The 16,295-nt window shown below is 72.4% G+C and carries 16 protein-coding genes and 1 tRNA gene; 9 read left to right on the top strand and 8 right to left on the bottom strand.

Annotated features, from left to right (window positions below; translation table 11 throughout):
• Nucleotides 1–134: 134 nt before the first annotated feature.
• Nucleotides 135–1,556, bottom strand: coding sequence for a diguanylate cyclase (locus tag ACTMSW_RS28415; protein ID WP_441183793.1), 1,422 nt, complete (start codon nucleotides 1,554–1,556; stop codon nucleotides 135–137).
• Nucleotides 1,557–1,785: 229 nt separating this feature from the next.
• On the opposite strand from ACTMSW_RS28415, the gene ACTMSW_RS28420 reads away from it, so the two are divergent.
• The 4 genes from ACTMSW_RS28420 to ACTMSW_RS28435 all read left to right on the top strand — a co-directional run bounded on the left by ACTMSW_RS28420 (nucleotide 1,786) and on the right by ACTMSW_RS28435 (nucleotide 6,101).
• Nucleotides 1,786–2,565: a phosphodiesterase gene (locus ACTMSW_RS28420; protein ID WP_441183794.1), complete on the top strand. Its 780-nt coding sequence runs from the start codon at nucleotides 1,786–1,788 to the stop codon at nucleotides 2,563–2,565.
• 276 nt (nucleotides 2,566–2,841) lie between these two features.
• The gene (locus tag ACTMSW_RS28425; protein WP_441183795.1) at nucleotides 2,842–4,548 is read left to right on the top strand and encodes a bifunctional metallophosphatase/5'-nucleotidase; all 1,707 of its coding nucleotides are present in this window, start codon (nucleotides 2,842–2,844) and stop codon (nucleotides 4,546–4,548) included.
• 88 nt (nucleotides 4,549–4,636) lie between these two features.
• Nucleotides 4,637–5,110, top strand: coding sequence for a hypothetical protein (locus ACTMSW_RS28430; protein ID WP_441183796.1), 474 nt, complete (start codon nucleotides 4,637–4,639; stop codon nucleotides 5,108–5,110).
• A 94-nt stretch (nucleotides 5,111–5,204) separates the two neighbouring features.
• On the top strand, nucleotides 5,205–6,101 hold the full coding sequence (locus tag ACTMSW_RS28435; protein ID WP_441183797.1) for an alpha/beta hydrolase family esterase: 897 nt from the start codon (nucleotides 5,205–5,207) through the stop codon (nucleotides 6,099–6,101).
• Nucleotides 6,102–6,127: 26 nt separating this feature from the next.
• Here the strand turns inward: ACTMSW_RS28435 and ACTMSW_RS28440 are convergent, their stop codons facing one another.
• The 3 genes from ACTMSW_RS28440 to ACTMSW_RS28450 all read right to left on the bottom strand — a co-directional run bounded on the left by ACTMSW_RS28440 (nucleotide 6,128) and on the right by ACTMSW_RS28450 (nucleotide 8,202).
• Nucleotides 6,128–6,973, bottom strand: a complete 846-nt coding sequence (locus ACTMSW_RS28440) for an META domain-containing protein (RefSeq protein ID WP_441183798.1) — start codon at nucleotides 6,971–6,973, stop codon at nucleotides 6,128–6,130.
• A gap of 188 nt (nucleotides 6,974–7,161) precedes the next feature.
• Nucleotides 7,162–7,238 (bottom strand) — tRNA-Pro (locus tag ACTMSW_RS28445).
• A 70-nt stretch (nucleotides 7,239–7,308) separates the two neighbouring features.
• Nucleotides 7,309–8,202 carry a metallophosphoesterase gene (locus ACTMSW_RS28450; protein WP_441183799.1) on the bottom strand — a complete coding sequence of 298 codons (894 nt, stop codon included), beginning with the start codon at nucleotides 8,200–8,202 and terminating at the stop codon, nucleotides 7,309–7,311.
• A 25-nt stretch (nucleotides 8,203–8,227) separates the two neighbouring features.
• Here ACTMSW_RS28450 and ACTMSW_RS28455 point away from each other — a divergent pair, with 25 nt between their 5' ends.
• Entirely contained in the window at nucleotides 8,228–8,683 is a 456-nt protein-coding gene (locus ACTMSW_RS28455) for a GatB/YqeY domain-containing protein (protein WP_441183800.1), read from the top strand.
• An 87-nt stretch (nucleotides 8,684–8,770) separates the two neighbouring features.
• On the opposite strand, the gene ACTMSW_RS28460 is transcribed toward ACTMSW_RS28455, so the two are convergent.
• A complete protein-coding gene (locus ACTMSW_RS28460) occupies nucleotides 8,771–11,215 on the bottom strand; it encodes a penicillin-binding protein (protein WP_441183801.1) in 2,445 nt (814 codons plus the stop codon).
• A gap of 403 nt (nucleotides 11,216–11,618) precedes the next feature.
• On the opposite strand from ACTMSW_RS28460, the gene ACTMSW_RS28465 reads away from it, so the two are divergent.
• Nucleotides 11,619–11,942: a WhiB family transcriptional regulator gene (locus ACTMSW_RS28465; RefSeq protein ID WP_357028670.1), complete on the top strand. Its 324-nt coding sequence runs from the start codon at nucleotides 11,619–11,621 to the stop codon at nucleotides 11,940–11,942.
• A gap of 6 nt (nucleotides 11,943–11,948) precedes the next feature.
• Here the strand turns inward: ACTMSW_RS28465 and ACTMSW_RS28470 are convergent, their stop codons facing one another.
• Genes ACTMSW_RS28470 through ACTMSW_RS28480 form a run of 3 tightly spaced genes read right to left on the bottom strand, consistent with a single transcriptional unit; the run spans nucleotide 11,949 to nucleotide 14,773 of the window.
• Nucleotides 11,949–13,103, bottom strand: coding sequence for an ArsA family ATPase (locus ACTMSW_RS28470; RefSeq protein ID WP_441183802.1), 1,155 nt, complete (start codon nucleotides 13,101–13,103; stop codon nucleotides 11,949–11,951).
• Nucleotides 13,104–13,157: 54 nt separating this feature from the next.
• Complete coding sequence (locus ACTMSW_RS28475; protein ID WP_441183803.1) at nucleotides 13,158–14,135, bottom strand: ArsA-related P-loop ATPase; 978 nt, start codon at nucleotides 14,133–14,135, stop codon at nucleotides 13,158–13,160.
• Nucleotides 14,136–14,161: 26 nt separating this feature from the next.
• Entirely contained in the window at nucleotides 14,162–14,773 is a 612-nt protein-coding gene (locus ACTMSW_RS28480; protein WP_441183804.1) for an Rv0361 family membrane protein, read from the bottom strand.
• Nucleotides 14,774–15,091: 318 nt separating this feature from the next.
• Between ACTMSW_RS28480 and ACTMSW_RS28485 the strand changes: the two genes are divergently transcribed.
• Genes ACTMSW_RS28485 through ACTMSW_RS28495 form a run of 3 tightly spaced genes read left to right on the top strand, consistent with a single transcriptional unit; the run spans nucleotide 15,092 to nucleotide 16,243 of the window.
• Nucleotides 15,092–15,574, top strand: a complete 483-nt coding sequence (locus ACTMSW_RS28485) for a hypothetical protein (protein ID WP_441183805.1) — start codon at nucleotides 15,092–15,094, stop codon at nucleotides 15,572–15,574.
• Nucleotides 15,575–15,620: 46 nt separating this feature from the next.
• Nucleotides 15,621–15,776: a DUF4177 domain-containing protein gene (locus ACTMSW_RS28490; protein WP_013289021.1), complete on the top strand. Its 156-nt coding sequence runs from the start codon at nucleotides 15,621–15,623 to the stop codon at nucleotides 15,774–15,776.
• A 5-nt stretch (nucleotides 15,777–15,781) separates the two neighbouring features.
• Nucleotides 15,782–16,243 carry a RidA family protein gene (locus ACTMSW_RS28495; RefSeq protein ID WP_441183807.1) on the top strand — a complete coding sequence of 154 codons (462 nt, stop codon included), beginning with the start codon at nucleotides 15,782–15,784 and terminating at the stop codon, nucleotides 16,241–16,243.
• The last annotated feature ends 52 nt before the right edge of the window (nucleotides 16,244–16,295 follow it).

Here is a 16,295-nt window from a genome sequence, read left to right on the forward strand (position 1 = left end):
CAGGAACCCCCATCCCACCCCTCGATCGCGATCGATCTTGCACTTCCTGCCGCCGCAGAACGGGACAGTCGGTGCAGAACGGCGACCAGAAGTGCAAGATCGCGGGAACGTGGGGTGGGGGCGGGGAGGGGGGGTCAGGCGGCGGCGAGGCGGACGCCGTCGCGGCCTTGGCGTTTGACCGCGTAGAGGGCCTGGTCGGCGCGGCGGAGGGCCAGCTCGGGTGACTCGCCCGGGCGGGGGAGTGCCACGCCGACGCTGATGGTGCGGCCGGTACGGCGGGCGGCCTCGGCCAGCCGCTCGGCGATGCGGACGGCCTCCTCGGGGCGGCTCACCTCGATCACCGCCACGAACTCGTCGCCGCCGATCCGGTACAGCTCGTCGCCGTGCCGCAGCGCCCCCTCCAGGGCCCGGGCCAGGCCGACCAGCACCCGGTCACCGGCCTGGTGCCCGTACGTGTCGTTGACGGTCTTGAAGCCGTCCACGTCGATGGCGAGCAGGGCCGTACGCCCGGGGGTGGCCGCCGCGATGCGCTTGCCGAACGGGCCGGTGTGCCGCAGCCCGGTCAGCGGGTCGGAGCTGGCCTGCTCGCGCAGCCGGGCCACGGTGCGCAGCAGGTCCAGGGCGGCCCACGCCTGGCCGGCGAGCAGTTCCATCAGGTTGACCGTCGTCGGGTCGGGGCGCAGCAGCCGCTCGTCGGCGACCAGCAGCAGTCCGCCGCCGTCGGGCGGGCCGACGGGCACGGCGACCAGTGTGCGTACGCCGGCACGGGCCAGCGGCGCGTAGTCGGCGGTGGGCGGGTGACCCGCCTCGCCGAGGGTGTAGCCGGCGCCGTGGCGGTGGGCGCGGCTGATCATCCGGCCCAGCGCGGCCGGGCCGGCCTCGGTCAGCTCGGCCCGGATCCGGGACTCCAGCTCGCCCGGCGTGGCCGTCGGCCCGCCGAGCCGTGGTGCGCCCCGGCCGGCCAGGACGAGCACCGCCGCGGCGAGCGTCGACACGTCCCGGGCGGCGGCGATGGCCGCGGTCATCAGGTCCCACTCCGTCGGGGCGGAGGTCAGCGCGGCGGCGTGCCGGAGCAGTTTCTCGCTGCGGCTCTCGGCGGGTGGACCGCCGAGGGCGACGATTCGGGCGCCCAGGCGGGAGGCCAGCCGCTCGGCGACGTCGCGCCAGGCATCCAGCTCGGCCGGCTCGCACCACTGGAGGTCGAGTACGCCGATCGGCCGGCCCGCCGGGTCCAGGACCGGTACGCACACCTCGGCGGTCACGTCGGGGCGAACCGGCAGGTAGTCGGGGTCGTCCGCCACGTCGGGGACGACAGCGGGAACGCCCGAGGCGTACACCCGGCCGACGATTCCGGCCTTCGGCGGCACCGTGGAGAAGATCTGCCAGGAGCCGGTCGCCGCGACGCAGCGGAGGCGGTCGTGGACCTGGAGCAGCACGGAGATGGTGGCCGGGGCGTGCCGGGCGAGCGCGGTGACGGCGTACTGGCACGCCTCGACGGCGGTCGACGCCATCGTCAGGCGGACCGTGACGTCACGGATGACTCGCTGATGATCCACAGGCACGTCGTTCCAGGTCGGGGGGCCACCCGGCCGGCACCGGGTCGCCGATCAAGCGTAACCAGCGCGGACGCGCGCCGCCGCCGACCAAGATCCACGGCTGCGTTCGTACACATGTTTCATCCACAGGGTGTGGACAGGGCCTGTGGGTTGGCGGGCGCTGCGTCAGGGGCACCCCGGAGCGCGGTCGGCGGCGATAGCGTGGAGGTCCCGAGCCAGTGGAGGCGCGATGCTCATCGCCCAGCTCAGTGACCCGCACGTGACCACCGGGGTGCTCGGGGCCGAACCGGCGGCCGGCCTGCACCGTGCCCTCGGTCGGGTCCTCGCGCTCGAACCCCGCCCGGACTGCGTCGTCGTCACCGGCGACCTGGTCGAGCACGGGCGCCCCGACGAGTACGCGGCGCTGCGCGAGATCATCGGCCGGTTCCCGCTGCCCGTGCACCTGGTCACCGGCAACCACGACGACCGGGAGTCGCTGCTGGACGCGTTCGGCGGGACGCCCTGGCTCGGCGGCGGCTTCTCCGCGTACTACCACGTCGACCACCCCGGGGTGACCGTCGTGGTGCTCGACTCGCTGGTACCCGCGTCCGGCGGTGGGCGGCTCGGCGAGGAGCAGCTCGCCTGGCTCGACGGGGTGCTGGCCGGCCGTCCTGACCTGCCCGCCGTCGTGTTCCTGCACCACCCGCCGGTCGCGGTCGGCATCCCGGCCGCCGACGCCGTTCGGCTCGCCGACTCCGACGGGCTCGCCGCGGTGATCGGCCGGCACCCCCATGTCGTACGCGTCGCCGCCGGCCACCTGCACCGGGCGGTGACCACGGCCTTCGGTGGCACGGTGCTGACCGTCGCGCCGAGCACCTGGAAGCAGGCCTCGCTGACCATGACGGAGGACGAGCGGATCGGCTGGGTGGCCGAGCCGACCGCGCTGCTGCTGCACCGGATCGACGGCGACGGCTGCGTCACCCACCTGGTCCAGGTCAGCCACGCGGCCGGCATGACCTGCGGCTACTGACCGTACGGCCGGTCCCCTGAGGACCGACCGTCGGCGACCGGCGGCACGAATCAGTCACGTCCGACTCATTCGGCTGACGCATAACCGCCACCGTCCATATCCGCAGGTCTGATGGTCTGCTCAGGTCGACGGACGGCGGCTGCGATGAGAAGCTGTCACCGACGTGGGCGACGGTCCCCCACTGTCGCCACCCCGTACCGACCCTGTCGACGGCGCGGCCCGGCCCGGCGCGAACATCGCCTGGCCACCCCGCGCCGAAGTCCCACGAGGAGATCCATGTCCATCACCGGGACGCGTCGGGCCACCATCGGCCTGACCGTGCTCGCCGTGGCCGCCTTCGGCGCGCTCGCGACCACCCCCGACACGGCGGACGCTCGGCCGAAGCCGGTCGACGTCAAGCTGCTCGCCCTCAACGACTTCCACGGCAACCTCGAACCGCCGAGCGGGTCGAGCGGCACCATCGCCGGGCAGCCGGCCGGTGGCGCCGAGTACCTCGCCACCCACCTGGCCGAGCTTGCCGCGGCCAGCCGGAAGAAGAACACCATCACCGTCGCCGCCGGCGACCTGATCGGCGCGTCCCCGCTGCTGTCCGCGGCGTTCCACGACGAGCCGACCATCGAGGCGCTCACCCTCGCCGGGCTCGACTACGCCAGCGTCGGCAACCACGAGTTCGACGAGGGCGCCGACGAGCTGCTGCGCATCCAGAACGGCGGCTGCCACCCGGTCGACGGCTGCGGCGACGGCACCCCGTACGAGGGCGCCGGCTTCCAGTACCTCTCCGCGAACGCCTTCACGACCGCGACCGGTGAGCCGCTGCTCGCCCCGTACGCCATCCACAAGGTGCAGGGCGTCAAGGTCGGCTTCATCGGCATGACCCTGGAGGGCACGCCGCAGATCGTCAGCCAGGAGGGCGTCGCCGGGCTGACCTTCGCCGACGAGGCGGTCACCGCCAACCGGTACGCGGCCGAGCTGCGGGCCAAGGGCGTGGAGACCATCGTCGTGCTGCTGCACGAGGGCGGCACCCAGGCCGGCGCGGGCGGCATCAACGACTGCGTCGACTTCACCGGCCCGGTCGTGGACGTCGTCAACCGGATGGACCCGTCGATCGACGTCGTCGTCAGCGGGCACACCCACCAGGCGTACAACTGTGAGGTCAACAACAAGCTGGTCACCAGCGCCAGCTCGTTCGGCCGCCTGATCACCGACATCGACCTGAAGATCGACCGGCGGACCGGTGACGTGCTCACCGCCACCGCCGAGAACGTGGTGGTCACCCGGGACGTCGCCAAGGACCCGGCGCAGACCGAGCTGATCAACCGCTACAAGGAGGTCCTCGGCCCGGTCGCCGGCCGCCAGGTCGGCACGACCGCCCAGGTGATCGACCGGACCCAGGAGACCCTGTTCGGTACGGCCCGGGGCGAGTCGCCGCTGGGTAACCTGATCGCGGACGCGCAGCTCGCGGCCACCGACGACGAGCAGAACGCGGTGGCCGCCTTCATGAACCCCGGTGGTGTCCGCGCCGACCTCGACGCCGGCCCGGTCACCTACGAGGAGGCGTTCACGGTCCAGCCGTTCGCCAACAACCTGGTGACGCTCGACCTCACCGGCGCGCAGCTGTACTGCATGCTGGAGCAGCAGTTCGTCACCGGTCGCACCCTGTACCCGTCGTCCACCGTCCGGTACACCGTGGACGTCAACGGCACGACCGCCACCGCGGCCGACCCGTGCGCCGGCACCCGCGTGGTCCGGGGCAGCCTGACTCTGGGCGGGACCACGGTCACCGCCGACGCCACCTACCGGGTCACGGTGAACAACTTCCTGGCCGGTGGCGGTGACGGCTTCACCGTCCTGCGGGGCGGCACCAACGCGGTCACGGGCATGATCGACCTGGACGCGTTCGTGGCGTACCTGGGCGCGACCTCCCCGGTCTCCGCGCCGGCGCTGGACCGCATCCGCACCACCGCCGAGGTCCCCGTGGCCTGATCGGCACCGCTGAAGGGCGGGCCCCGGAGCACCACGCTCCGGGGCCCGCCCTCGTTTTCGCGTCGGTCGTGTCTGCCATGCTGGCCCGGTGAGCACGACCTGGCGACACCTGCCCGCACCCGCCCGTGAGATCGCGGTGGCCGCCACCGACGCCGTCGCCGCCGCCCGGGAGCAGGACGTCGAGGCGTACGACCTGGCGGTCGGCCGGCTCGCGACGGCCGACCGGTCCGGGTTGGTCCTCGGCGCGGTGGTCCGGTCGTTGCTCGAGGTGGGGCATCCCGACGGGTTGGCCGGCGACGACGTCCGCGCGGTGCTGGAGCGGTGCGTGCGCGGCGCCGCGGCGTGGCGGCCGGACGTCGACCCGCACGTGGTGCTGGTGCTGCTCGCCGGCTCCCTCGGCCTGTACGACCCGGAGGCCGACGAGGCGCCACCGGGCCCGGCGGCGGTCGCCGCGCACGGGCCGCTGCTCGTCGCCGACCTCCTCGCGGCCACCGGCCAGCCGTTCGAGGCGCACCTGACGTCGGCGTTCGCCGAGATCCACCGCACGGAACTGCACGACTGAGCACTGTGGATCGTTCCCCGATCGTTGCCGAGGGGGACGGCGGGCTCGCCCTGGTCGGCGTTAGGTTGCGGAAAACCGACCACGGGGGAGATCGATGGGAACCACGACGACAGCCACCAGATGCGCGGCCGTGACCGCCGCGCTGACCCTTCTGCTCGGTGCCGCCGCCTGCGGCGGGGACGACCCGCCCCGCCGGGACGGCAGGGCCGACGCGTCGGCGAGCCCGAGCCAACCGGTCGTGCCGGAGCCGGCTCCGGGTGACCACCGCCTGACGATCGAGGGACGGACCGGCGCGTACGAGCTGCACGCGCCACCCGGCTACCGGCCGGGACGGAAGGTGCCGCTGGTGGTGGCGATCCACTACCGGGGCGCCGACGCGGCGATGATGCGGGCGGTGACCCGGCTGGACGCCAAGGCGGACCAGGAAGGGTTCCTGGTCGCGTACCCCTGCTGCGGAGGCAGCGAGGACGTCGGCTTCGTGCGGACGATGGTGGAGCACCTGGTCCGGACCTGGGACGTCGACCCGGACCGGATCTACGCCACCGGCATGTCGGCCGGGGCGACGATGGCGTACCGACTGGCGATGGAGGCCCCCGACCTGTTCGCGGCGATCGCCCCGGTCAGCGGCGGGCTCACCGGCGGTCAGCCCGCCTCGGTCGCAGCGCAGCGGCCGGCCCGGTCGGTGTCGGTGGTGTCGTTCATCGGTGCCGACGACCGCATGGCCGACGCGCTGGAGATCCGCCTGGGTCAGTGGCGGCGGGAGTACGGCTGCGTGGAGCGGCCGGTGACGTGGGTGGACCGGGCGAAGACCGTCAACCGGGTCGTCTCGACCTGCCCGGGCGGCACCGAGGTCGTCGGCTACACCGTCAACGGGATGGGACACCGGTGGCCGGGCGGCGCCGAGGTGGGGCTCGGCGCGCCGGACACCGCGATCGTCGCGACGGACCTGATCTGGGACTTCTTCGCCGCGCACCCCCGACGACCGGCCTGACGGCCCGAAGCAGGCCGGCGGAACGGTCAGCCATCGCGGCGCAGCCGACCGGCCTCCGCGCCCTTCGCGTCGAGCAGCACCAGCACCTCACCGTCCAGGCCGACCCGCCGGGCGGTGACGAGCCACGTGCCCACCGGCACGTTGTCGCACCCGATGAGCGTGCTCACGCCGCCGGTGGCCAGCAGTGCGCCATCGGGACCGGTCGCCCAGCGTCCCTGCGTACCGTTGCATCCGTCGGACCCCTGCCACGTCCCGTCGGCGGCCAGGGTGACGTGCGCGGGCCGTGGTCCGCCGGCGGGCCCGGCGGCCGGTACCCACCGCCCGACCAGCGACTCCCGGGCGGGCGGGGTGAGCGTCGCCGGCAGCGGCGCGGGCGGCGCGAGCCGCCGCCGCGCCTCGTCGGTCACCGTCGGCGGCACCACCTGCGAGGGATCCAGGTCCGGCGACGCGGTGGGCCGGGCCCCGGGCCGCAGCCGGGCCACCTCCGCCCCGGCGTCGTCCTGGAGTACGGGCACCGAGCCCTCGGTCCGGAAGCCGCTCGCCCGCGCCAACCACGCGGGCAACTCGGGCCGGTCAGGGGCGGCGCACCCGGGGCCGCCGGCCGACGAGATGCCGTTGACGTCGGCAAGGAAGAGGCCGGACGGCTCGGCGATCCACTCCCCGAAGAGCACCCGGCACCCGCTGAACACCGTCAACCCGTCGTCTGCCAGCCGCAGGACGGTGCCCTTCTCGACGCCGGTGCCGCTCGCCGTCCACGAGCCGATCAGCCTGGTCGGATCCCCGGCGGTGACCGGGGCCGCGGGAAACGACGTGCTCGGTGGGGATGCCGCCTCCTGACCGGCGCACGCGGTGAGCAGGAGCGTCAGTGCCATGAGCCCGAAGGTGTACCGACCGCGTCGCATGTGTCCTCCCGTACCCGTTTCGGCTTCGGGATCTAGGACGGGGTGGCGACGTGACCGGTTCCGTCTCCGATCGTGCTGGTGTCGACGCCTGCGCCGCAGTCGAGTGACCAGACGAGTCAAGGCCCCTCCGTGGAGGGGCCTTGACCTCTACTTACCTCTGGTCGGGGTGGCCGGATTCGAACCGACGACCTCTTCGTCCCGAACGAAGCGCGCTACCAAGCTGCGCCACACCCCGAGGCGTGCCGACAAATAGTAGCCCACCGGGTCTGCGGGTCAAACTCGGTACCCCCGCCGGGAGCGAGGGGTCAGCGCGGGATCAACGTCAGCACGCTCGCCTCGGGCGGGCAGGCGAACCGGACCGGCGCCGTCGGGTGCGTGCCCAGGCCGGCGGAGACGTGCAGCCAGGAGTCCGAGCCGGGCCAGCGGTGCAGGCCCCGCGCCATCGAGCGGGGCAGCCCGCAGTTGGTCACCAGCGCCCCGACGCCGGGCACGCACACCTGGCCCCCGTGGGTGTGACCGGCCAGCATCAGGCCGAATCCGTCGGCGGCCATCTGGTCGAGCACCGCCGGCTCGGGGGAGTGGCTGAGCGCGATCGACAGGTCGGCGGCGGGGGACACCGCCCCGGCGACGGAGGACCAGTCGTCCCGTTCGATGTGCGGGTCGTCGACACCGGCCAGCTCGATCAGCCGGCCGCCGGCCTTCAGCGTGGTGCGGGCGTTGTTCAGGTCGGCCCAGCCGGCGCCGGTGAAGACCTCGCGCAGCTCCTCGAACGGCAGCGCGACGCCCTCGGTGTACTCCCGGTCAGGAAGGAAGTAGGTGAACGGGTTCTTCCACACCGGGCCGGTGTAGTCGTTCGAGCCGAACACGAACGCGCCGGGGTGGTCGAGCAGGGGTTGCAGGGCGCGCAGCACCCCGGGAACGGCGGCGGGGTGGGCCATGTTGTCGCCGGTCACCACCACCAGGTCGGGGTCGAGGGCGGCCAGCGACGCCACCCAGTCCTGCTTGCGCCGCTGGTCCGGCATCATGTGCAGGTCCGACAGGTGCAGCACGCGCAGCGGCTCGGCGTCGGCCGGCAGCACCGGCACGTCGTACCGCCGCAGGGTGAACATGTTGCGCTCGACGAGGGACGCGTACGCCAGGGTGGCCGCGCCGACCGCGGCGGTCGAGGCCGCGAGTCGGAATAGTGTGCGCTTTCGCATGGCGTTCAGGGTAGTTTGACCGTCCATGAGCACGCTGAAGGACCGCCTCACCGCCGACATGCGCGCCGCCCTCAAGGCGCGCGACGAGCTGACCACCTCCACCCTGCGGATGGCCCTCGCGGCCGTCGGCAACGCGGAGGTCGCCGGCAAGGCCAAGCGCGAGCTGACCGACGACGAGGTGCTCTCGGTGCTGACCAAGGAGGCGAAGAAGCGGCGCGAGGCCGCGACCGCCTTCGCCGACGCCGGCCGCACCGAGCAGGCCACCAAGGAGACCGCCGAGGGTGCGGTGCTGGAGCGGTACCTGCCGAAGCAGCTCTCCGACGACGAGTTGGCGGAGCTGGTCGCGGGGGCGCTCGCCGCGGGCGGCTTCACCGGCAAGGCACAGATGGGCCCGGCCATGAAGGCGGGCCAGGCCGCGGTGGCCGGTCAGGCCGAGGGCGGTCGGGTCGCCGCCGAGGTACGCCGTCAGCTCGGCCTCTGACCGTCCCCGATCCACCCTCCGCCGTACGCGGAACGGGCGGGCACCCCGTGGTGGGGTGCCCGCCCGTTCGTCACGTCACGGACCGGCTCAGCCGCCGGGGCGGCCTGGCGGACGGCCCGGGTTGGTCGGCTGACCGCCGGGCCGGCCCGGGTTGGTGCCCGGCTCCGCGCCGCCACCCTGACTGATCTGGATGGTCACCACGCCGCCCTTGATGGTCCGGCCGTCCGGGCTGGTGCCGGCGGCGGTGCCGGCCGGGCAGCTCGACGCGACCTTCACGTCGGAGACCACCGCGTCGAAGCCGGCACCCTTGATCCGGTTCTTCGCGGTGTCGAGCGACACGCACTTGACCCCGGGGATGGGGCGCTGGTCACCCTCGGAGATCTTGCGGCCCGGTGGCGTGAAGTTGATCCGCTCCTTGCCCTTCATGGCTTCGCGGAGCGTCTCGTAGACGGGCGGGTTGATGCCGTCCTTCTGGTTGTGCTTCATCTTCACGTTGGTCTGCGGCCAGTCCGGGTCGGCCATGATGCCGGCGACCGCGTACTGCTTGGTCATGGCGACCAGGGAGGCGGTCTTCTCGGAGTCGGTGGTGCCGGACTTGCCAGCGACCGGAGCATCGACCGCCTGCTTCACCTGGGCGGCGGTGCGGCTGCCGCCACACTTGCTGGTCGCGGAGTTGTCACCGACCGGGCAGCGGGCGGCGTCCACGGCCGCGCGGGCGACGTCGGGGTCGATCCGCTTCTCGCAGGTGGGGTTGGCGATGTCGAGCTTCTTGCCCTCCGGGTCGCGGATCTCCTGCACCGGGATCGGGTCGCAGTACTTGCCGTCGGCGGCGAGCGTCGCGTACGCGTTGGCCAGCTCCAGCGGGGTGGCCGAGGAGACGCCCAGGGTGAACGCGCCCCAGTCGTGCGCGGCCTCCTTGTTGTTGGCGTACGTGGCGTCCTGACTCTCCCGGAACTGGATGCCGAGCCGCTTCGCCACGTCCACCACGTTCTCCGCGCCCACCTGCTGCTGCAGCGGGACGAAGTAGGTGTTGATCGACTGAGCGAAGGCGCTCCACATGTTCTGTACGCCACCGGCCTTCTTGCCGGAGTTGGTCGGGCAGTAGAAGTTCGTCCCCGTACACGCGGCGGGGCTGCCCCGCTCGACGATGTACTCCGACTGGAACTGTTGCGGAGCGTTGATCGTGTAGCTGAGCGGGATGCCCTTCTCCAGCGCCGCGACGATCGTGAAGATCTTGAAGGTCGAGCCGGCCTGGTAACCGGTGATCCCGTCGCCACCGGTGAGCAGCGGGTTCACCGTCGCCGGGTAGTTGCCGCGGGCGTTCTTGGTCTTCTTGCGCTGCGCGGGGTCGCTGTGCGGCAGGTTCTTCGGGTTCTTGGGGTCGTCCAGCTTGAACGTGCGGTTGACCGAGAGCGCCCGGACCCGGCCGGTGCCCGGCTCGACCACGGCCACCATGGCGGCTTCCTTCGCGGACTCCTTCTTCGCCTTGCGGACCGCCTTGTCCGCCCCGCGCTGCGCCTGCACGTCGAGGGTGGTGACGATGGTGTAGCCGCCGCTCTTCAGCCGCCGCTCCCGGTCGTACGAGGTCGAGCCGAAGGTCTCCTGCGACATCCACCAGCGGTAGACGTAGTCGCAGAAGAAGCCCCACTTGTTGTCGGTGGCCTGGACGCAGCCGTTCGGGGCGCGCTTGCCCTTGACCACGAGCGCGACCTTCTTGGCCGCCTCGGCCTGCTCCCGGGTGATGGCGCCGGTCTCGACCATGTTGTCGATGACGTAGTCGCGCCGGTCCACCGCCTGCGGGTAGCCGCCCTTCGTGGTGGGGTCGAACGCGCTCGGTGCCTTCACCATGCCGGCGAGCATGGCCGCTTCCTCGATCTTGAGGTCCTTCGGCTTCTTGTTGAAGTAGACCTGGCTGGCGGCGAAGATGCCGTACGCGCCGTTGCCGAAGGCGGCGATGTTCAGGTAGCGCTCCAGGATCTCGTCCTTGGAGAGCTCCTTGTCGATCTGGATGGCGTACCGCATCTCGCGCAGCTTGCGGGCGCTGGTGTCCTCGGTGGCCGCGACCACGTCGGCCGGGTGGGTCGCCGAGTACGCGATGGCGAGCCGGACGTACTGCATGGTGAGCGTCGAGGCGCCCTGCCGGTCGGCGCCGGCGCTGTTGTTCACGAAGGCGCGGGCGACACCGTTGAGGTCGACGCCGTTGTGCTTGTAGAAGTCGTGGTCCTCGGCCGCGATGATCGCCTTCTGCATGATCGGGGCGATGTCCTTGAGCTTGACGTCGCGCCGGTTCTCGTCGTACAGCGACGCCAGCAGCGTCTTGCCGTCGGCGGCGTACAGGTAGGTGATCTGCGGCGCGCGGGCGACGGTCAGTTCCTTCGGCAGCGCGCCGAACGTCTCGGCACCCGCCTTGGCGGCCAGTCCGGACATCGCTACTGCGGGGAAGGCCGCCGCCGCGACCACCACGCCGGCCAGCAGGCCACAGATGAGCAGCGATGCGGCGTTGGTCAGCACATTGTGGTCACGTTTCCGCATCCAGGTCACCTCGACAGAGTACGCGAGCAGGGATTGAGGGGCGCCGGGGCGTCTTTTCCCCATTTCCTGCGCGCGCCGACCTCGTTGTGCTAAACGCACGACCCCCGGTCCGAGGTTGCGTGGATGCGGCACCGAGTCTCCCCCGTGCCGGGGTGGACGCGCAGCGTTTTCAGTCACCCGGGCCGGGTAAGCGGGGGGCGACTGCCCGGGAAGCCGGGAGTGTCCGGAATGATGGATTTAGCCGACAACGTTGCGTAATCAGGCGACTACAGAGCATGATGGTGGCGGCGACAGCGCCACATGTCGTCCGTGCCGCCTTGGGGAAGGCAGGCAGGACGACCGGGGGGAATTGCCGGCTGGTCCGCGACGGGGTCGGTAGTACTGCAAGGGGGGACGTGTACACATGGGCATGATCACTGACTGGCCGTCGCTGGCGGCGTGTCAGAACGGGGACCCGGACGCGTTGTTCGTACAGGGCGCCGAACAGAACGTGGCGAAGCGGATCTGCCGTAGCTGCCCCGTTCGGTACGAGTGCCTGGCCGACGCGTTGGACAACCGGATCGAGTTCGGTGTGTGGGGCGGCATGACCGAGCGGGAACGTCGGGCGCTCCTGCGCCGGCACCCGCAGGTGACGAGCTGGCGCAAGATGTTCGAGGCCGCGATGAAGAAGAACGCCAAGGACAAGGCCGGCGGCAAGGACAAGATCCTGGTCACCACCGCCGGCTGACGCCGGTCACGGTCGGCTGATCGCCGTACCGATCGTCCGCAGCCCGTCGACGTCGTGGACGTCGGCGGGCTGCGCCGTCACCGACACCGTCGGGACGGCCGGGAACGCCTCGGTGAACCGCGTGGCCACCTGCTGCTCGCGGATCGCCTGCTGGGCCAGGGCGGCGTGGGCGCGCAGCACGTCGACGGTGCCCTCGTGCCCCCCGGCCCCGGCCAGCCGCTCCGCGGCGGCCAGGCTCTCCGCCGGTCCCAGGTCCGGTACCGCCGGCCGGTGCACCCGGTTGAGCACCAGGCCGGCCAGCGGCATCTGCTCCTCGCCCAGCCGGCCGGCGAAGTAGGCGGCCTCCCGGACGGCGTCCGGCTCCGGCGCCGCGACCAGCAGGAACGCCGTCTCCCGGGCCTGGAGGATGCGGTACGTCTGCTCCGCGCGCTGCCGGAAGCCGCCGAACATCGAGTCGAGCGCGGCGACGAAACCGGACAGGTCGGTCAGCAGTTGGGCCCCGAGCACCTTCTGGACGACCTTGGAGAACATGCCGAACGAGGCGGTCACCAGGCTGAACATGCTCCGACCGCCGGTGCGGGCCGGCGCCAGCAGCAGCCGCAGCATCCGCCCGTCGAGGAACCGGGACAGCCGCGCCGGTGCGTCGAGGAAGTCCAGCGCCGACCGGGACGGCGGGGTGTCCACCACGATCAGGTCCCACTCACCCCGCGCGTGCAACTGGCCCAGCTTCTCCATCGCCATGTACTCCTGCGTGCCGGCGAAGGTGGAGCTCATGGCCTGGTAGAAGGGGTTGGCGAAGATCTCCGCCGCCTTCGTCGGGTCGGTGTGCTGGAGCACCACGTCGTCGAAGGTGCGCTTCATGTCCAGCATCATGGCGTGCAGCTCGCCGCCGCTGGCCTCGATGTCGATGCCCTTGACCTGGCGTGGCGTGTTGTCCAGCTCGGTCAGCCCGAGCGACTGCGCCAGCCGGCGGGCCGGGTCGATCGTCAGCACCACCGTCCGCCGGCCGTGCTGCTCGGCGGCCCGCAGTGCGAGCGCGGCGGCCGTGGTCGTCTTGCCCACCCCGCCCGCTCCGCAGCACACCACGATGCGTACGCCGGGATCGGCGAGGATCCGGTCGACGTCCAGCGGCGGCGGCGCCACGTTCTCGGCAGGCACCAATCGAGCGTATCGGGCCGGTCGGGTCCGCGCGCCCGTGCCGACCGCAGGTGTGAGTCAATCGGCTCGGACGAGCGTCTCCGCCAGCCGGTCCAGACCCGCCCGGTCCACCCCGTCGGGCAGCAGCGGCAGCTCGATCAGGGGCAGCCCCAGCTCCACCAGGTCGGTGCGGAGCGACTCCTCCAGTTCCCGCCGGACCGCCTGGTCCCTGGCCTCGGAGGCGAGCCCCGCCACCGTGCGCTCGTCGGCCGGCAGCCCCGCCGCGAGCAGGCCCTCGCGCAGCTCGGCGGGCCCCACCACGCGGCCGGCCGGAAGCGGTGGACGGGTGCCGTTCACGATGACCCGGCCCACTCCGAAGCCGAGCGAGGTCAGCTCGGCGATCGCGTCGACGGTCTCCTGGACCGGCATCTCCTCCAGCAGGGTGACCACGTGCACCGCCGTCATCGGGGAGCGCAGCAGCGCGGAGACCCCCTCGCTCTGCGTCTTGATCGGCCCGACCTTGGCCAGCCGGGCCGTCTCGGCGGTGACGTTGAGGAAGCGGCCGATCCGCCCGGTCGGCGGCGCGTCCAGCACCACCGCGTCGTACGCCCGCCGCTGGCCGGACGTGCGGGTGGTCGCCTCCTTCACCTTGCCGGTCAGCAGCACGTCCCGCAGACCCGGGGCGATGGTGGTGGCGAAGTCGATCGCGCCCAGCTTGCGCAGCGCCCGACCGGCGGCGCCCAGCTTGTAGAACATGTCGAGGTACTCCAGCAGGGCCTGTTCGGCGTCCACCGCCAGGGCCCGTACCTCGCCGCCGCCCGGCGCGTCGGTCAGGTGCCGCTCCTCGTACGGCAGCGGCTCGGTGCCGAAGAGCTGCGCGATGCCCTGTCGCCCCTCGACCTCCACCAGCAGGGTGCGTCGACCGTCGGCGGCCAGCGCCAGGGCCAGGGCCGCGGCCACGCTGGTCTTGCCGGTGCCTCCCTTGCCGGTGACCACGTGGAGGCGGGCCGGCCACTCCGTACCGGCCGGGTCGGACGGCCGTTCAGCTGCTCGCACCCGTCGAGCCTATCCACCGGCGGCGGTCAGGCCACCTCGCAGACCCACCAACCCGTCTTCTTCACCACGGTGAACCGCAGCTGCTGGTCGGCGATCTTCTCGTCGGCGGTGGTCACGGTGAGCCGGGTGGAGACGGTGGCGCGGTCGCCGGTCTGGTTGTCGACCTTCGGGTTGCTCCACCGGAACCGGGGGTTCTGGTTGCCGGAGACGTACGTCTCCACCTCGGCGATCTTCGCGGCGACCTTCTCGTCGTCCCGGGAGTCGGCGCAGACCAGCTTGGCCGCCCTGGCGGCGTCGCGGTCCTTGTACACGGCGGTCAGGAACTGCTCCACGGCGGCGGTCGGCTCCTTGGCGCCCTCGCCCTCCTCGGCGTTGCGCAGGGTCAGGAACGTGACGACGCCGCCACCGGCGCAGAGCAGCAGGATGGCCGCCAGCGCGACGGACGCGATGACCACGCCACGCTTCCGCTTGGGCGGCTGGGCGTCCTGGTAGGGCGGGTAGGGGGCGGGCGGCGACGGGATCGCGGAGGGGTCCTGGCGCGGCACCGGTGGGACGGCTGCGCCGGGGCCGGAGGGGATCGGGGTGCCCGGCTGGCCGGCCGGTGATCCGGTCGGGCCGCCGCGGGGTGGTTCGGTCATCTCTCCCCCACTGGGTGCGACGTCGGCGACGAGGTGGGTCGAGCCGTGAACGCCCGTTCCGACCGGAAGGGTAGCGGTCTATCCGTCCCGCGAAGGGGGCCGGTCCGGCGGACGGGCGCGGCACCGACCGGAGCAAAGTGCGCGATCGCTTTTCTTACCAGGGCTGTGTCGCATATGTGACTTCTGGTTGCTGCCGTGCGCGTCCTGTTGGCGGGACTCGGGGCCCGGACCTACCGTCGCTCGGTGCGGGGGGACGGGCCGGGCGGACACCGGGCCCGGCGGCGATGAGTGACAGGTACGACGCCCGGAGGCAGCGGCATGCGCGACGCGAACAACATCCCCCGACCTGAGGCTCCGGCGGCCGATTGGGGCCGCCGGTCCGGTAGCGGTGCCGGCGGGGACGGCGCGTCCGCCGGCCTGCCGATCAACGAGCGGTCCTACCGGCGGCTCGCCGAGCCGGTGGAGGTCCTGCAGGTACGGGACCGGCGGGGGGAGCGCGGCCGGGACGACGAGAGTCCCGGGTACGTGATCCACCTGCCGATCCGGGTCGCCGACCTGGCCGCGGCCACCGCCCTGGCCAACACCGTGGCGACCTCGCTCAGCTTCCTCGGCGAGCTGGACGCGGGGGAGACGACCGTGTCCACCGTCGACGACCAGAACAACCGGCACCGGGTCTTCTGCGACCTGCTGCTGCCGGACCGGTCCCGCTGCCCCCAGCCGTTCGAGCACGGTGGCCCCTGCGGCGAACCCCCGGCCGCCCCGGAACAGCGTCCCGCGCCCCCGCCGTCGACCGGACCGTAGGCTGTCGGAGGAAAGAGTCACCTTTACCCAAGGGAGCCCTCCACCGATGCAGAAGTGGGAATACGCCACGGTCCCGCTGCTGGTCCACGCGACCAAGCAGATCCTCGACAACTGGGGCGAGGACGGCTGGGAGCTGGTCTCCGTGGTTCCCGGGCCGAACCCGGAGCAGCTCGTCGCCTACCTCAAGCGTCCGAAGGGCTGACGGGCGTGAGCAACGGACCCCACGCGAAGCTCGCCGAGCTGGGCTTCGCGCTGCCCGAGGTCGTGCCGCCGGTGGCCAGCTACGTGCCGGCGGTGCAGTCCGGGCAGCACGTGTACGTCTCCGGGCAGCTGCCGATCGCCGAGGGGAAGCTGCTGGCCACCGGCAAGGTGGGCGCCGGTGTCTCCGCCGACCAGGCCAAGGACCTGGCGCAGCGGTGCGCGCTGAACGCGCTGGCCGCCGTCGACTCGCTGGTCGGCCTGGAGAACGTCGTCAAGATCGTCAAGCTGACCGGCTTCGTGGCGAGCGCCCCCGGCTTCACCGGCCAGCCCGGCGTCATCAACGGCGCCTCGGACCTGTTCGGGGCGGTCTTCGGCGAGGCCGGCCGCCACGCGAGAAGCGCGGTGGGCGTATCCGAACTGCCCCTGGACGCCCCCGTCGAGGTAGAGGTCATCGTCGAGGTCGCCTAACCCACCCCACCCCACCCCCCGCCGCACCGCGTCCGCGATCTTGCACTTTCCG

It is taken from the genome of Micromonospora sp. BQ11 (genome assembly GCF_052068135.1).
Taxonomy (GTDB): domain Bacteria; phylum Actinomycetota; class Actinomycetes; order Mycobacteriales; family Micromonosporaceae; genus Micromonospora.